Origin of the sequence: Chitinophaga sp. GbtcB8 (genome assembly GCF_019091455.1) — a bacterium.
Classification (GTDB): domain Bacteria; phylum Bacteroidota; class Bacteroidia; order Chitinophagales; family Chitinophagaceae; genus Chitinophaga.
Genome location: NZ_JAGXJN010000034.1, coordinates 1 through 17829 on the forward strand (window position 1 = coordinate 1; position 17829 = coordinate 17829).

The window sequence follows — 17829 nt, forward strand, 5'->3', positions numbered from 1 at the left end:
CACACAACTGGACACCTGCATAAAAAGTAGAGCCTCCCTCTTCAAGAAAAAAACATGTACTTGCTCGTGGGGATACGATAATCAGCCACTTTAGCCGCATGCTCTTCAGACGAAAAATCAATCAGCAAAACATCAGGTATATCTTTAGATCTCCACCCTATTTATTGCATTAAAATCAACCCAGAGGAAATACAGAAATAGAACAAGCAATGCAATTGACATCACTGCTGTTACATTTTCAGTCTTTTGAATCAATATTATAATAAAAGGCAACAAAATGCTAGTCATAATAATATTAAAATTTGTAAAGCTTGGTATTAGGATAACCTGTCCGGCATTGATCTCAAATTTGGGTACGGTTAGTTTTGTATTGCTGACATAATGTTGCAGCTCTTCCAGAGAAGACATTTTCATGGCCTTCAAATTATACTTTATTGTGTTTTAGATCTGGTGTCTGCGGTCATTTTGCTATCTACCTGCCGGGCTGCTATGTTTAAACCTCTTACAAAAAAGGCCGGGCTAAGTTAAGGTACTCCGCAGCCGCAAAATACATCCTTCCTCTGTCCCCCTCACCCAACTTTTGTGTTACAATATATTCATCTATTTATACTCATTCCTCACCAACCTTCCTGGTAAACAAGTATTCCCAATCCCCACAAATTTCAACGTATCCTTTACCTGAAGATAACGTGCATTGCCAACAAAACAGTTACCCCGAAAGGGCGCTGCTACCGTTAAAGTAATCGTATCATTTTTATTTATCCAGTTACCAATGAACTCAACAGGAGCTGCTTGTTTACGGCGCGTATCCCACTTACTGAATTTTAAATAAAAAGCACCGCCGCCGTTTAATTTCAGCTCCCAGCGTTTTGTAATCGTATACGCAAATGTGCACTTCACTTCCGTATGCGCATAAAACACATCTCCCCCACTCAAACCAGCAGCATTTACCAACATAAGCCCCAAATATTCATGATAACTTAATATAAACCATACACGGAACCGCGTCAATCAAAATCCCCCTTTTCTCAACCTCCACCACCCAAAATCCACCCCACTATTATTACATAATAATTAATTGTTAATTCACAATCATTCGTTATTTTTAGTAAAAATAAATATAACCTACATCCCCAGCTCAACCAAAACGTAAATTCTACCTGGTATGAAGAACACCTTCCTTAAAACCTGTTTGTGTGCCGTATTTTTATGTATTTCCCTATGGTCTGTAACACAAGCACAACAAATTTCCATCAGTGGCGCGGTCACCGACAAAACCACCGGCGAAAAAATGGCCGGTGTGACCGTTAGCGTGAAGGGCTCCCTGAGCGGCACTATTTCAGACGGCAGCGGTAATTTTAAGCTCAACACCTCCCGCAGCTTACCGTTAACGCTGGTATTTTCCTACGTAGGATTTAAAAGTGAAGAAGTACTGGTGAGCAATGCCGGCGAAACATTGAGCGTACAGCTGTCATCTACGGAAGTGCTGGGACAGGAAGTAGTAGTAGCTGCCAGCCGCGTAGCGCAAAGCATCCTGCAATCTCCGGTATCTATTGAAAAGCTGGATTCGCGCGCTATTAAAGCATCCCCTGCACCAACATTCTATGATGCCCTGGCTAATATGAAAGGCGTAGAAATGAGCACGCAGAGCCTCACCTTTAAATCAGTGAACACCCGCGGTTTTAACAGTAATGGTAATACCCGTGTGCTGCAGCTGATCGATGGTATGGATAACCAGGCGCCCGGCCTGAACTTTTCTGTAGGTAATATAGTAGGTATCACAGAGCTGGATATGGATAATGTAGAGCTGCTGCCCGGTGCAGCATCTGCCCTGTACGGGCCTAATGCGCTGAATGGCATTGTGCTGATGAACAGTAAAAATCCTTTTGAGCACCAGGGGCTGAGCGCTAATGTTAAATCCGGTATATTATCAGACGATGGCCGCAGCAAAGCCACTACCGGCTACTATGATGTAACGGTACGTTACGCGCATGCCTTCAATAACAAATGGGCCTTTAAAGTGAACTTTGGCTATATTAAAGCAGACGACTGGCAGGCTTACGACACCCGCGATCAAAGCGTCCTGAATGGTCATAACCTGCAGGATGGCACGCGCGCTAATAACCCGGCCTATAACGGGGTGAATACCTATGGCGATGAGACCAATGTAAATATGTATGCCAACCTGCGGCCCGCAGCGCTTACGCCCAACAACCCGCTGGGTATGGGTATTGCGCAGCTTTCTGCTGCTACCGGCGGTCTTATTACCCCTGGCCAGATCTTTAACGCTATTATGCCGGACAGCGCCAATACCTTCGTATCCCGCACCGGTTACGACGAACGCTCCATGGCAGATTATAATACCAAGAACATGAAGATCAACGGCGCCATTCACTACCGTATCAAAGATAACCTGGAAGCATTCATACAGGGCAGCTATGGTACCGGTACTACGGTGTATACCGGGGCAGACCGCTACTCTATTAAAAACTTCCGCATGGGTCAATATAAGGCAGAGCTTAAAGGCAGCAACTTCTATGTGCGCCTGTACACCACCCAGGAAAGGGCGGGCGACAGCTATGCCATCGGCACCCTGGCCCAGGGTATTAATGAAGCCTGGAAACCCAGCGCTGGCGCTAATGGTTGGTTTGCCCAGTATTTTGGCGCTTATGCAGGAGCCTCATTAACCACCTTCAGCACCGCTTTCCAAACTGCGCTTGGACAAGGCCAGAGCCCGGCACAGGCATTTGCCACCGCCACCACTGCTGCAAAAGGAGGATCCACCACTTTCCACAACAATGCAAGAGCTGCTGCTGATCAGGGCAGGCTGGTGCCCGGCACTGCCGCCTTTAACAATGCGGCCGATACTGTTAAGGGAAAAGCCATCCCCGGAGATGCTAACGGCGTAGGCGCTAAGTTCAATGATAAAACAAACCTGTACCAGGCAGAGTTCATGTATAACTTCAGCGACCTGATCCCCTTTGCCGAAGTACTGGTGGGCGGCAACTACCGTGTATATGCCCTTAACTCCGGCGGCTCTCTTTTTGCTCTGGATGATAACGGCAAAGAATTCCGCATCAATGAATACGGTGGTTATGTGCAGGTGGCTAAAAGCCTGGTAGAAGATCACATACACCTCACAGGCTCCATCCGTTACGATAAGAACGAGAACTTTAAAGGGCAGTTCAGCCCCCGCCTTTCCGCAGTATACACCTTCTTTAAAACGCATAACATCCGCGCTTCCTACCAAACCGGTTTCCGTATTCCCACCTGCCAGGATCAATACATTGACCTGCAGACACCGCAGTACCGTTTGATTGGCGGCATTCCCTTTATGATTGACCGCTTCGGATTGAAGAACGGACCAATATATACGCTGGAATCCGTACAGGCAGGCGCTCCGAAGCAATACGAGTTCCGCGATTTTGAACCGGAACGCATTGTAGCATTTGAAGTAGGTTATAAAGGCCTGTTTGCCAATAAGGTGCTGGTAGACGCTTATGTATACAGCAATAACTTCAAGAATTATAATGGCGTGCAGGCACTGGTAAAACCTGACGGCGCCGGCGGCAGTCAGATCTACTCCATCCCGGTAAATCTTGACAGGGATATTAAATCCTGGGGATGGGCATTGGGCATAGATTATTCTCTTCCGCTGAACTTTGTAACAGGAGGTAATATTTCCTATAACGACCTGCGGGATGATGAAGGACTGACCAGCGCAGGCGTAATGTGGAACACGCCTAAAGTGCGTTATAACCTGTATGTGGGCAACCGTAACATTGCCGGCTCTAATTTCGGCTTTAATGTTACCTGGCGCTGGCAGGATAAGTTCATCTGGAACTCTACGTTCGTATCTCCTGCAGTGAATACGCTTGCCCTCAGCGAGATCCCTTCCTACGGCACACTGGATGCACAGATAAGCAAGTTCTTCCCGAAAGCGAAGACCACTGTGAAGATCGGCGGCGCTAACATCCTGAAGAAAACATATATACAATCATGGGGTAATCCTACCGTGGGAGCACAATTCTATGCTTCCCTGGGGTATAACTTATAGCTTACTCACTCCTTAAATTGGCGAAGGTCCTGGCTTAGCCAGGACCTTCTATTTTGTTGTAACCCCCAACCAGAGTTGGGATATCTTTGAACTATACGTTAAATCTGAAGTGCATCACGTCGCCATCCTTCACCAGGTATTCCTTACCCTCAATACGCAGGCGGCCATTATCGCGGGCAGCAGTTTCTGAACCAAATTTCACATAATCATCGTAGGCGATCACCTCTGCTTTAATAAAGCCTTTTTCAAAATCCGTGTGGATCACGCTGGCGGCCTGCGGCGCTTTCCAGCCTTCGTGGATGGTCCAGGCGCGTACTTCCTGTACCCCTGCGGTAAAATACGTGATCAGGTTCAGGAGCTGGTAGGCAGAGCGGATCAGGCGGTTCAGGCCGGGCTCTGTGAGGTTGTATTCTGACAGGAACAGCTCTTTATCGGCCGGATCTTCCATTTCGGAGATCTGTGCTTCAATAGAGTTGTTCATAATAATTACCTGTGCGTTTTCGCCCTTTACGGATTCTTCCAGGGCTTTGGAGAATTTGTTGCCGGTATGCAGGGAGGCTTCATCTACGTTGGCTACGTATAATACCGGCTTTTCTGTTAACAGGAAAAGGTCGGCAATAGCGCTGCGGTCTTCCTTGCTTAATCCCAGGGAGCGGATGTTCTTGCCCTGTTCCAGGCATTCCTGGCACTGTTTCAGGGTTTCGTATTCCTTTTTGGCTTTAGGATCGCCGCCGGTTTTGGCCATCTTTTCCGTCCGGGCAACCTTCTTTTCCACGGTTTCAAGATCCTTCAGCTGCAATTCGGTATCAATGATCTCTTTATCGCTTACCGGGTTAATAGGGCCTTCTTCCCTTAATATATTATCGTCTTCAAAGCAACGGATCACGTGTACAATGGCGTCTACCTCGCGGATATTGGCCAGGAACTTGTTACCCAGCCCCTCTCCCTTGCTGGCGCCTTTTACCAGGCCGGCAATGTCCACAAATTCGATGGTAGTGGGCACTACGCGGTTAGGTTTTACCAGCTCTTCCAGCTTGAACAGGCGTGCATCCGGCACATCTACCAGGCCTACGTTCGGCTCAATGGTGCAGAACCGGTAGTTGCTGGCCTGTGCTTTGGCGCTGTTACTAACTGCGTTAAATAAAGTTGATTTTCCTACGTTCGGCAATCCTACTATTCCTGCTTGCAACGCCATTTTTTAAAAATTTGCCCGCAAAGATAGGGGAAATAGTTGAATAGTCGGTGGCCCATGGTTTATAGTCCGTAGAACCGTGCGGGTGGCGGGTTTGGAGATTCCATGGTCCATGGCCGGTGGTCCATTGCCTGTTGCGCGGAGGTATATTTGCGGGAAATGGGAGGCTATGGACCATGAACCAGCGGCTATGGACTTTTTCTACATATCATTTTTAATTTACAATTTTAGCGTTTAGATTTGGCAGATGGACTTTGATCTACAGATCATTGCCTATAGAATATAAGCGCAATATAAATCGTACGCAGAACAGCCATGGACTATAGGCCATGGACCGTGGATTAAACAACAACTATGGCATTAAACTACATCTGGATCGCTTTTTTTGTGATCGCGTTCATAGTGGCGCTGATCCGCCTGATCTTCCTGCATGATACCACGGTATTCTCTACCTTGATGACCGGTATGTTTGACAGCGCCAAAACCGGCGCGGAAATATCCCTGGGCCTGGCCGGTATCATGACCTTCTGGATGGGCATAATGCGCATAGGTGAAAAGGCCGGTATGATCGGCATTTTTGCGCGGGCGGTTGATCCGCTGTTCTCCCGCCTGTTTCCGCAGGTGCCGCGTCAGCACCCGGCCATGGGCTCTATTGTGATGAACTTTTCTGCCAACATGCTGGGGCTGGATAATGCTGCTACCCCGGTAGGCCTGAAAGCCATGAAAGAGCTGCAGGAGGTGAATCCTGCCCCGGATACTGCTACCAATGCCCAGATCATGTTCCTGGTGCTGAATACGGCCGGCATGACCATCATCCCTACCTCTGTAATGGCCATGCGCTTAGCCAATGGGGCGGCCAACCCGGCAGATATTTTTATTCCTACGGTGATCGGCACCTTTATTTCCTTCATCAGCGGTATTATTGCCGTGGCGCTGTATCAACGTATTAATTTGTTTAACCTGCCCATGCTGGTATTCTTAGGTGGTTTTGGCCTGCTGATGTGGGGCCTGTACGCCTGGATGCACAATATGCCGCCCGCCGAAGTAGCCACTTATACGGGTATGCTGGGCGGGCTGGTGATCTTTTCCATCCTCACTTCCTTCCTGGTACTGGGATTCGTAAAAAAGATCAATGTATACGAAGTGTTTATTGACGGCGCCAAGGACGGATTTTCTACCGTAGTATCCATTATTCCTTACCTGGTGGCCATCCTGGTAGCTATCAGCGCGTTCCGCAGCACCGGCTGTATGGATTACATTGTGAATGGTATTGGCAGCTTGTTTGCCTGGATGGGCTTTAATACGGACTTCGTACCGGCATTACCGGTAGGCCTCATGAAAACCCTGAGCGGCGGCGCTGCCCGCGGGTTAATGGTAGATACCATGCAGCATTATGGCGCTGATTCCTTTGCCGGCCGCCTGGCCTGTATTATGCAGGGCTCTACCGAAACTACCTTTTATATACTGGCCGTGTACTTTGGCTCTGTAAATATCAAGAATACCCGTTATGCCCTCACCTGCGGCCTGATAGCGGATTTCGTAGGTGTGGTAGCTGCCATTATATTGGGATACCTGTTCTTTCATTAATTACGAATTGGGTAATTCGTAATTCAATTTGTATTTTGCGCGTCCGCACCCACCATGCGCTATCTCATATCAAAACCTTTTCATGACTATGAAGAAGTCTCTCCACGAAGACTGGATAGCCGTTATTATTGCTTTTCTGACTATTGCACTGGTATGTAGCGGCCTTAAACCGGCGTTACCAAAATTTGGAGCCTGGAATACGGGCGGCGGCTTATGGGCGCAGCTTAGCAACCCGGACCTGTTACGCCAAACCGGGATCCTTTTCCTGTGGGCTTTAGGCAGCCTGCTGCTGGCGCGCCTGCTGGCCAAAGACCTTCAACCCGTAAAGCTGGCACTAAGCCTGCTGGGTATTGTGCTTATTACCTTGGTGGCACAGCTGATAACCAGTAACAAGATCGTTAAGGACTTCGGTATTGAAGTGGTGTTATTCAGCCTGTTGCTGGGCCTTTTCATTAACAATGTGCTGGGTGTGCCTGCCTGGCTGAAACCAGCTATACAAACGGAGCTGTTCATCAAAATTGGTTTGATACTGCTGGGCGCCAATGTGCTGTTCCAGGATATTATCAATGCCGGCGGGTTGGGCATCCTGCAATCTGTGGTGGTAGTGTTTACGGTATGGTATTTCTCTTTCTGGATCTGTAAAAAGCTGGGACTGGATGATGAGTTCAGGATGATGATCTCCAGCGCGGTATCCATTTGCGGGGTATCGGCTGCTATTGCTACTTCCGGCGCTATCGAGGGCGATAACCGTAAATTATCGCATGTAATATCGCTGGTGCTGATCGTAGCCATTCCCATGATGCTGATCATGCCCTATATTGCTATCTGGGCGGGTATGTCGCCGGCAGTGGCCGGGGCCTGGCTGGGCGGCACTATTGATACCTCCGGCGCCGTGGTAGCAGCAGGTACACTGCTGGGCGAAGAAGCGCTGAAATACGCCACCCTGGTGAAATTCTCGCAGAACGTATTGTTAGGCCTTGCCGCCTTCTTTATTTCCGTATACTGGACGGTTAGTAAAAAAGAGGTGAGCGCCGATAAAAAACCGGGGCTGAAAACCATCTGGGAACGTTTTCCCAAATTTGTGCTGGGCTTCGTGCTGGCATCCCTGTTATTTTCCTTTGTGCTGCCGCGGGAAGTAGTGACTGCTGCCAAAGGATCGCTGAAAGAACTGCAAACATACTGGTTTGCGCTGGCCTTTACCTGTATAGGGCTGGAAACCAAGTTCACCGATATTTTTAAAATGGAGAACGGCCGTCCTGCTATGGCGTTTATTATTGCGCAGCTGTTTAATATCTTCTTTACGCTGGTGGTGGCGTATCTGGTGTTTGGACGGCTGGCCGGGTAAAAGGTCCTACATCTTTAAGACGTAGGACCTTTTGTATTGTACAGCTTAATTCGTAATTATCATTCGTCCCACCACAACTTATCAGACAACGCGCCTACAGGCGGTACATTCGCTGCATTGCGGCTGGTTTCAATAGTAGGGTAAGCTACCCGGCGGATGAAGGTGCTTAGCACAGCATTCTCCGGCAGGTGAAAGTCTTTGTACTTATAATCAAACCTTCTTGCATCCACCCATGCTTCCGGGTTCAGGAACATGGCTACGTATTTTTCCTTCATGATCAGGTCCAGGGTAATGTTGGCGGCGCCTACGGCTACTACCGGCTGTTGCATATAAATCCTGCTGGCAGTGGTATCCACACCAATCTTATCCATATTAGCCTTAATACCCGCCAGATAGGCTGTGTATGCTGCTGGTTTATTGCCGGCACGGAAAGATGCTTCAGCTGCAATAAACTTACACTCAGCATTGGTGATGAGCAGCAGGGGGGCCCCGGGTTTAGAATAAAAACCACTATCAGCAGACAGATAGCTTTCATCTTTAGTGGTACCGGTACCTACCCTGCCCTTGCCATTGATGGTCCCTCTATAGTCTCCATAACGCGTAGTGTCTGTAATCCATGGAAGCCGGGGATCAAAAACACCAAACGTGCTGTCATTCAGGGCTGCTACGAAATGCGTACTTAGCCAGCCATCAAGCAAGGCCTGTGTATTATTATAGGCCGCCTGATTCCAGGGACTGCGCGACTGGAACTCCATAAGCTGCGCATCATCATTGTTACTGGTATAAGCGTTAGCTAATGCAGCAAGTACCTGTGCCGGGTCATAATCGGCGGTTTTACTTACACGATTTAACAAGCGTGCTTTCAGTGCATAACCTGTCTTTTTCCAGGCAGCTACATTGCCATGATGCAGCAGGTCGCGTACTGCGTCCAGCGATATTTTGGGATCAGCTTTTTCGAGTGATGCAATACCATCGTTTATCAATGTAAGGCATGATTGGTAAACATCCTTATCTGCATCATAATGCGGTTGTAAAATACTGCCGTTCAATCCTTCTTTATAAGGTACAGCACCCCAAAGAGAATTGGTTATGCTCAGGTTCAAAGCCATCATGATCCTCGCGGCGCCGGCATGCTCATAAGCGCCTACAGAATCGGCCTGCTTAATAAGATCATACAGATCTGCCATGGTGTTATAAATGGCTTCCCAGGTGCCGCTGTAATCTACTTCATCATATGTATCTGTGCTGCTGGCCGTGTTGGGTGAAGCCAGGTATTGCACAAAATAAGAAGTAAAATCGCCTGTACGATATACAGTATAAGCGGTATTATAGGTAGTGCTGGCCAGCAAACCATTGAGGGGGGCAGTTTCTGACAGGTTTGGATTTTTGTTTACATCCAGGTATTTCTTACACCCTGCTATCATAAACAGGCTGCAGCAAGTAACAGCTATGATCAATCTTTTCATAATGCAGGGCTTTAAAAGGTAACATTGATACTGGCTAAGAAACTCCGTACTGCCGGATAAGTGAATCCTGCAAATGCATCGGCATTACTGCCTGCATTAAAGGAGCTGGATTCCGGATCAAAACCAGTGAATTTAGTGTGCAGCCACAGGTTATTACCAGTGAGGGTAATATTGGCGCCGTTAATGAAATGTGTTTTAGACAGCAGCCTGGAAGGCAGCTGGTAAGAGAGGCTTACATTACGTAAACGTACCCACGAAGCATCTTCTATAAACGCCTCTGTTACGCCCCTGTATATACGGCGGTAGTAACCATCCCCATAGTCCTTACCATCGGGGCCTAACTTTTGTCCCAGGTACACAGGTATGTTATTGGGCTTTCCATCTGAAAATACACCATCAAAGGTTTTCATCTGGTCACGGTTCTCTGTCATTTTGGAAGCGCCGAAAGCTGCCAGGAAGTTGGCGAACTGGTTGTACTTCTGCACGCCCTGCCTTACATCAAACAAAAAGGAAAAGCTGAATGCTTTATAAGTAAAGGAGTTGGAAATGCTGCCGATCCATTTGGGTTGTGAATTACCCAGGTATTTCTGTGAGGTATTAATAACCGGGAATCCCGCCGATGAACCGCTGCTCTGGATCAGGATAGGCCTGCTTTTATCGATCAGTAAGGGATCTTCCGTGGCATCACCATAATACCGGGCGTAACTTCTGCCAAAGATGGCGCCTACCGGGTAACCTACAATGTACTTCATAGTGGCAGTGGAGCTGGCGTAACCGAACTGAGATCCTACCACTATTTCATTTACATCCTGCCGCAGGGATAATACTTTATTACGATTGGCTGAAAAGTTCACCCGTACATCCCAGTTAAAATCTCTGCTTTTTACCGGTGTGCCGTTCAGAGATATTTCTACGCCCCTGTTCTGAATGGAGCCTGCGTTTGTATAAAACGTTTCATATCCTGAACTGGATGGAATAGGTACTCCCATCAGGAGGTTGGTGCTTTTAGAAGTGTACCAGGTAAAGTCAATGCCTATACGGTTTTTCAGGAACTTTAACTCCGTACCTGCTTCAAAGGTGTTGGTAAACTCAGGTTTCAGATCCGGATCTGTTTTAGTATCTGCACGTGTCCAGCCAATAATGCTGTTATTGATCGGGCCGTCTGCAAGAGGTTCATAACCGGCAGTTAATTTATATACTGCAGGGTCCTTCCCTATCCTTGCCCAGGAAGCACGGATCTTACCATAGCTCAGGATATTGTCCTGCATTTTAAAATGATCTGTAAATACATAACCTGCGCTTACAGAGGGATAGAAGAAATGATTGCGGCCGGATGGCAGCGTGGAGGTGAAATCCTCCCGGCCGGTGAGCGTCAGGTACAGGTAATTGTCCCAGCTCAGCGTCCAGTCTGCAAACACGCCAATAATGCGGTAATCTTCCTTATACTGGCGGCCTACTACACGCTTGGCATTCTGCATTACCAGCAGGTCCGGGATATCCAGTGTATCGCCTTCCGTGGATATCTGTTTCAGCTTATACTCATACAGGTCATGCCCCAGCTTTAGGTCAGATGTTAAACGGGGCGTGATGTTATTTTTCAGGTTGGCAATAAAGGTGCTGTTAAGCGTGCGTTTATTAGTCTGGTATTCATGTACAAAACCGGGGCCGGCATCGCCGTTGGGCACTTCATCCGTGAGGCCTTTAGGGCCTGCAGCAGTAAAAGTTCTGCCATCTGTATAAAAATCAGTACCTACGCGGTAAATGAGGTCCAGCCATTTAAAGGGTGAATAGGTGGCGTTCACGTTGCCGATCACCCGGTTCACATTGTCCACAAAACGGTTGTGGTACAGGGTGTACATCGGGTTATCGGTACCTGCAGCATAGGTTTGCTGCGTACCGTTGGGTTTAATGTAATTGGCCACATCCCAGCGCGGCGACCAGTAGATCAGCTGCTCGCCGTAGCGGTCTGCATTGATGCGGTTACCTCCGGAATTAATATAGTTCAGGGAGGCGCCTACTTTGAATTTTTCGCTAAAGCGTAGCTCACCGTTTAATTTGGCGGAGTAATTCTTGTAATCGCTGAAAGGTACTACCCCATCCTGGTTCAGCTGGGAAAAAGAGGCGGCAAACACCGCTTTTTCCGTACCACCGCTCATGTTTACGGTATTTCGTACCTGCTTGCCCGTGTGGTAAGCCCGTTTATAATTATCAAATAGTTCTGCGGGATGCGTAGGGTCCAGCTGTTTGGCCTGCTCTACCGTAGGCCCCCAGGAAGGCCAGAAGCTGGCCGGGTCATACACGCCCTGGTAACCTTGTGAAAACCGGGTTTGTACATCCGGCGTTTTGTTCACATTCTCAATGCCGTAGGTGGAGGTAAGGCTTACTGTTAAACGCCCTGCCCTGCCGGATTTGGTGGTGATAACCACCGCGCCGTTAGCTGCACGCAAACCATATAAGGCAGTGGCAGCGCCGCCGCGTAAAATGGAAATGCTTTCTACGTCATCCGGGTTGATGTCTGCTGCACGGTTGCTCATGCCGCGGGTATCATCCACACCGGCGCTGGTGTAGGTATCATTGTCCATGGGAATACCATCTATAATAAATAAGGGCTGGTTGGATTTTGTAGGATCCAGCGAGTTTATGCCCCGGATAATGATCCTGGAACCCTGGCCCGGCGCGCCGCCTGTGCTGGAGATCTGCACACCGGCTACCTTACCTTGTAAGGCATTTACCACATTGGTTTGTTTGGAGGTGACGAGTTCTGCCCCGCCTACATCCTGCACGGCATAACCCAGTGCACGTTTCTCTTTTTTAATACCAAGGGCCGTTACCACAACCTGTTCCAGGTTACGGGTATCGGCCTGCAGCACTACCTGCACGCTGGACCGGCCGTTTAATGGCACTTCCTGTTTTAAATAACCTACAAAGCTGAATACCAGTGTGGCATTCGTGCTGGAAACAGTGAGGCTGAAGCTTCCGTCTGCCCCGGTGGTGGCGCCGGTGGTGCCACCTTTTACCTGGATGGTTACTCCCGGAAGGGGCTGACCTCCGTCTGATGCTGTTACGCTACCGCGTATTACGGGGTTTTGCGCCTTTAGCAAAACAGGCAGCAAGCAACAGCACAGCATGATGCACGCGAAGATTTTTTTCATGTTGCGCGGTTTAGAATTGGTTGATGTAAGTGTAATTAAATATACGAAAAACAGTCTACAGTCCACGGACAACAGCCGACGGTCTACGGATCACGGTTAGGTCTGTAAACCTGAGTACGCTATGTCTTTAGTTATTTGATATACGTGATCTTCCCTGTCGTCAGGTAGAATAACTTTGGTTGATAATTAAGATGAATGCAGTGCTACCCCCTTAATCGTATTTGCCTACTTTCTCTTCCATGGTCACATCTTCATCCTTACGGATCTGCATTTTAATATACACCAGCAGCTGCGAGGCGCCTGCTTTAAAACATACTTCCTGTGCTCTGCGCGCAATATCCATCAGCTGGTCATACGGGCCTTCCATCACGGTTTCAAAGGGGCATACGCGGTAAGGCACGCCGGAGGCCTGTATCACTGCAATGGCTTCATCTACTACAGCGTATACTTTTTCGCTGGCTACCTGCGGAATGATCTGCAGCGCTAAATTGATCTTGTGAGAATGCATGTGTAAGTTTTATGCAACAGTTTCCTTTGTATGCTTCTTGCAAAATAATCAATGATCGTCTAAATTCATAGTTTTATATAACCTACTTCTTCCACTTCACCTCATACAGATCCCTGCGCATATCTTTTTTCGTATGCACGCTGCCAAAAGCATTCAGCTCTTTCAGCAGCACCAGGTCTACATCCGCCACCACTATCATTTCCGTATTGGGCGTGGCATCGGCTTTTATACCGGTTACCGGGAATGCAAAGTCAGAGGGGGTGAACACTGCGCTTTGCGCATATTGCAGGTCCATATTATTTACTTTGGGCAGGTTGCCTACGCAGCCGGCAATGGCTACATAACATTCCATTTCCACCGCGCGGGCCTGGGCGCAGAAACGTACACGGTTATACGCATGCTGCGTATCTGTGAGGAAGGGCACAAATAAGATCTGCATCCCCTGTTCTGATAATATACGGCTGGGTTCGGGGAACTCTACATCATAACAGATCTGTATACCTATTTTACCGCAATCAGTATCAAATACCTTTAGCTCCTGCCCGCCTTTTACGCCCCAGGCAAATACTTCGCTGGGTGTGGGATGTATTTTAATATAGTGATCGTAGGTACCATCGCGGCGGCACAGGTAACAAATATTATACAGCTGCTCATCTATTACAATGGGCATGCTGCCGCCAATAATGTTTACGTTATAGGACACTGCATGGCGTACAAATTCATCGCGGATCTGCTCCGTATAACGGGCTACGCCACGTATGGCGCCGGCAGGATCCAGCTGGTTAAACTCCGCCATGAGCGGGGCATTGAACAGTTCCGGAAATACTACAAAGTCGGATCCGTAATCGCTTACTGCATCAATAAAATATTCCACCTGCTCCAGGAAGCCGTCCAGGTTACGGTAATCGCGCATTTGCCATTGCACCAGGCCAATACGCACGGTGGATTTGTTGTAGCGAACCGTATCGGCATCCTTCTCATAATAAATATTATACCATTGCAGCAGGGTGGCAAATCCTTTGGAGGATTCATCATGCGGCAGGTAGTTACGCAGTATTTTCTTTACCAGAAAATCGTTGGAGAACTGGAAAGTAAGTGTAGGATCGTACAGCTCTTTGTCCTGCACTTTTTCAATGTATTCACGCGGCGACATTTCATCTGCATACTTTTCATAGTTGGGAATGCGACCTCCGGCCACAATGCCGCGCAGGTTCAGTCTTTCGCATAATGTTTTACGTGCATCGTACAGGCGGCGCGCCAGGCGTTTGCCCCGGTAGTCGGGGTGCACAAATATTTCTATGCCATACAGGATATCCCCTTTTGGATCATGTGTGTTAAAGGTGTAATAACCGGTGATCTGTTCATAGGTATGCTCATCGCCAAACTTACCATAGTTCACAATAATAGATAATGCGCAGCCTACCACCTTATTGTTTACGGTAATGGCTATCTGCCCTTCAGGGAACAGGCTGATAAGGCGGCTGATGGTAGGTTCCCGCCAATAGCTGCCTGCCATGTCCGGGTAGGCGGACACCATGGATTCTTTCAGGTCAAAATAATCCTCTGCCGTTAACAACCGTATGTCTATTGTTTCTGTCATGGCCGTAAATTTGGATGTATCACAAAAAAATTGTTACTTTTAGCTCTCAATAAATATACCCAAAAGACTCCAATAACCCCTAAATACAATCCCTGGTTGACACATTAAACCCTCATAATACCTTAAATCCAATCTATGATTATGCAACTTTACCCCTCCCAACGAATGACGTGGATCATGGCGGCGTTGTTATGCCTGCTATTCCCACGCACCTATGCACAACAGGTGTATGCCAATAGCCAGACCAACGGCATTACCGGCTTGTGTTTTTCATGTAGTGTCAGCAACCCCAATAATGCGGTGAACAACAGTAACCTGAATGATTATGCACAGCTGAATATGGGCACAGCGCTGGGCACAGTAACGGTGTACCAGATGCTCATTTTTCCATCAGCCAGCAACGGCTGTGATTCACTGGTGATAGGCATTGGCGCCAGCGGCAGCCCGGCAGACAATCCGTATACCAGCGTTACCGTGCAAACATATAACGGCAATACGGCCAACAATGATGCACAAACAGTGGACGACAACATGCTGCGGCAGCTGCAGGGTTATGGGCAGGCAGAGATCCTGCTGAAGGCACAACAAACTTTTGACCGTGTACGCGTTACGCTTACGCGGCAGGGATCCGGCTCATTAACCAACCTGCGCATCTTTTATGCATACCGCCAACCCGGCCTGCTGCCGCCTGTTGTAACAGACAGCCTGCTGAGCACCTGCGAGGGCAGCACCATAACCCTGCATGCATTTTCGGATGATCCGCAGGTAACTGCTATTAACTGGTACGATGCGCCCTCCGGCGGGAACCTGTTATATACCGGCGATTATTTTACACTGCAGGCCGACAGCACTGCTACCTATTACGTTACCTCCCAGGCGTTATGTGAATTTCCGCAACGGGTAGCCGTACAAGTGACCACCACTCCCCGGCCGCCGGCGCCGGTACTGGGCGTGCCAGACACAGTGTATGCCTACCGTTTTGCCAATGTAACGCTTACGGCTACTGCGGCAGACAGCGCAGTGATACACTGGTACCGTTCCGACACGGGTACCACTGCGGTTTACACCGGCAACAGCTACCGCTTTACCGTGCTTACACCCGGTACCCTGTACTTTTATGCCGGTACAGAGCAGCAGGGCTGCATTAGCCTTCGCAAACAGGTAGTGGTAATAGTAAGCACCCAAACAACGCCACCAGCCGCACGCAGCGCCGCAACGGCGGTTAAGCAGCAGCCGGCAGCATTGCCTGCATTACAGCTCTACCCCAACCCTACCAGGGGCGAACTGCGGTTTACCGGCAAAGACCTTTCCGGCAGTGTAGCGGTTATTAGAGATGTGAATGGAAGGGAAGTACAGCGGGAAGTGCTGCAGCGTAATGGCCTGAATATATCCCGGTTAAAAACAGCGGGCATTTATTTTATACAGGTTATTGCCAAAGACCATGCAGTATACAGCGGCAAGGTGCTGCTGCAGCGATAATAACAGGTTTTAACTGGCAGAGCCCCGGTATGGTACCGGGGCTTTTGTTTTGGAGGAAAGCCGTTACCTTTGTACCTTATTTCAAACTATAGCGTTCTTATGCCCCTTATTCAGAATCGGGACATTGTTATTGTGGGTCTTCAACAATGGTACACGCCTATTGGCAGCAATTGTAAAAATATTGCGTTGCAGTTTGCCCGGCATAACCGGGTGCTGTATGTAAACTCCCCGCTGGACCGCCGCACCATTATGCAGCAAAAACATGATCCGGAAGTGGCCTTTCACCTGAAAGTGGTAAAAGGGGAAACCAGCGGCATTGTACCTATTGGCGAAAACTTCTGGAACCTGTACCCCAACCGGGTGCTGGAATCGGCTAATTTCATACCTTTTACGCCCCTATTTTCCATTTTTAACCGTATTAACAACGGACGCTTTGCCAAAAGCATCCAGGCGGCTGTAAATGAGCTGGGATTTAAGAACATCCTTTTATTTAACGACAACGATATTTTCCGCGGGTTTTACCTGAAAGAGCTGTTAAAGCCCGACCGTTATATTTATTACAGCCGGGATTACCTGGTAGCCATGGATTACTGGAAACGGCATGGCGCCAAGCTGGAACCCCGGCATATTGCCAAGGCAGATGTTGCGGTAGCCAACTCCCTGTACCTTACTGATATGCTGCTGCAGTATAACCGCAACAGTTATTATGTAGGCCAGGGCTGTGACCTGAGCTTATTTGACCCGCAAAAAGTATACGAGCGGCCGGCAGACCTGCCCCTGACAGATGCACCCATCATTGGCTATGTAGGTGCGCTTACCGCTATGCGGCTGGACCCTGAGATCCTGTTATACATTAGCCGTAACCGCCCCCAGTGGCAAATTGTACTGGTGGGGCCGGAGGATGAGGTGTTCCAGCAATCGGCGCTGCACCAGCAGCCCAATGTTCATTTCCTGGGACGTAAACCGCTACCGGACCTGCCGATGTACCTGCAGCATTTTGATGTATGCATTAACCCACAGCTGGTAAATGAAATTACCATTGGCAACTATCCCCTTAAAATAGATGAATACCTGGCCATGGGCAAACCTTCCGTAGCTACGGACACCAAAACCATGCAGCTGTTTAAGGATCATGTGTACCTGGCTGCGGCTAAAGAGGATTATATACCGCTGATAGAAAAGGCCATGGCTGAAGATGAACCTGTCCGCCGTGCTGCGCAAATAACCTTTGCACAATCCCATACCTGGGAGAACTCGGTGGAGGCGATCTACAACGCGATAGCGTTGTAATTAATAATTAAGAATTAATAATTAATAGTGTAGAACGCAGAGGAAAGCTAAAAGCAAAAAGTAAAAAGTAAAAGAGTAATCCGGCATAATTGAAAAAGGAAGCAGAGGTGATCTGCTTCCTTTTTTATTATTAATTATTCATTCTTAATTACT

Annotated in this window: 11 protein-coding genes; 5 read left to right on the forward strand and 6 right to left on the reverse strand. The window is 48.4% G+C overall.

Annotation, left to right across the window (positions count from 1 at the left end; all coding sequences use genetic code 11):
- Positions 1–600 precede the first annotated feature (600 nt).
- Positions 601–957: a hypothetical protein gene (locus KVT36_RS24070; RefSeq protein ID WP_217606007.1), complete on the reverse strand. Its 357-nt coding sequence runs from the start codon at positions 955–957 to the stop codon at positions 601–603.
- Positions 958–1165: 208 nt separating this feature from the next.
- Here KVT36_RS24070 and KVT36_RS24075 point away from each other — a divergent pair, with 208 nt between their 5' ends.
- Entirely contained in the window at positions 1166–4057 is a 2892-nt protein-coding gene (locus KVT36_RS24075) for a TonB-dependent receptor (RefSeq protein WP_217606008.1), read from the forward strand.
- A 91-nt stretch (positions 4058–4148) separates the two neighbouring features.
- Here KVT36_RS24075 and ychF read toward each other — a convergent pair whose 3' ends face one another.
- On the reverse strand, positions 4149–5252 hold the full coding sequence (ychF, locus tag KVT36_RS24080) for a redox-regulated ATPase YchF (protein ID WP_217606009.1): 1104 nt from the start codon (positions 5250–5252) through the stop codon (positions 4149–4151).
- A 351-nt stretch (positions 5253–5603) separates the two neighbouring features.
- Between ychF and KVT36_RS24085 the strand changes: the two genes are divergently transcribed.
- Together KVT36_RS24085 and KVT36_RS24090 are read left to right on the forward strand one after the other, a co-directional pair.
- Positions 5604–6836: a nucleoside recognition domain-containing protein gene (locus tag KVT36_RS24085; RefSeq protein WP_217606010.1), complete on the forward strand. Its 1233-nt coding sequence runs from the start codon at positions 5604–5606 to the stop codon at positions 6834–6836.
- Between the two features lie 88 nt (positions 6837–6924).
- Entirely contained in the window at positions 6925–8181 is a 1257-nt protein-coding gene (locus KVT36_RS24090; RefSeq protein WP_217606011.1) for a YeiH family protein, read from the forward strand.
- A 59-nt stretch (positions 8182–8240) separates the two neighbouring features.
- Here KVT36_RS24090 and KVT36_RS24095 read toward each other — a convergent pair whose 3' ends face one another.
- From KVT36_RS24095 to KVT36_RS24110, 4 genes are all read right to left on the reverse strand, one after another.
- Positions 8241–9647 (reverse strand): SusD/RagB family nutrient-binding outer membrane lipoprotein, encoded by a 1407-nt coding sequence (locus tag KVT36_RS24095; RefSeq protein ID WP_217606012.1) that lies wholly within the window; start codon positions 9645–9647, stop codon positions 8241–8243.
- 11 nt (positions 9648–9658) lie between these two features.
- Positions 9659–12799 carry a SusC/RagA family TonB-linked outer membrane protein gene (locus KVT36_RS24100; protein WP_217606013.1) on the reverse strand — a complete coding sequence of 1047 codons (3141 nt, stop codon included), beginning with the start codon at positions 12797–12799 and terminating at the stop codon, positions 9659–9661.
- Between the two features lie 211 nt (positions 12800–13010).
- A complete protein-coding gene (locus KVT36_RS24105; RefSeq protein WP_217606014.1) occupies positions 13011–13307 on the reverse strand; it encodes a thiamine-binding protein in 297 nt (98 codons plus the stop codon).
- Between the two features lie 82 nt (positions 13308–13389).
- Entirely contained in the window at positions 13390–14907 is a 1518-nt protein-coding gene (locus KVT36_RS24110) for a GNAT family N-acetyltransferase (RefSeq protein ID WP_217606015.1), read from the reverse strand.
- 135 nt (positions 14908–15042) lie between these two features.
- Between KVT36_RS24110 and KVT36_RS24115 the strand changes: the two genes are divergently transcribed.
- On the forward strand, positions 15043–16386 hold the full coding sequence (locus tag KVT36_RS24115) for a T9SS type A sorting domain-containing protein (protein WP_217606016.1): 1344 nt from the start codon (positions 15043–15045) through the stop codon (positions 16384–16386).
- A gap of 99 nt (positions 16387–16485) precedes the next feature.
- On the forward strand, positions 16486–17676 hold the full coding sequence (locus KVT36_RS24120) for a glycosyltransferase (RefSeq protein ID WP_217606017.1): 1191 nt from the start codon (positions 16486–16488) through the stop codon (positions 17674–17676).
- The last annotated feature ends 153 nt before the right edge of the window (positions 17677–17829 follow it).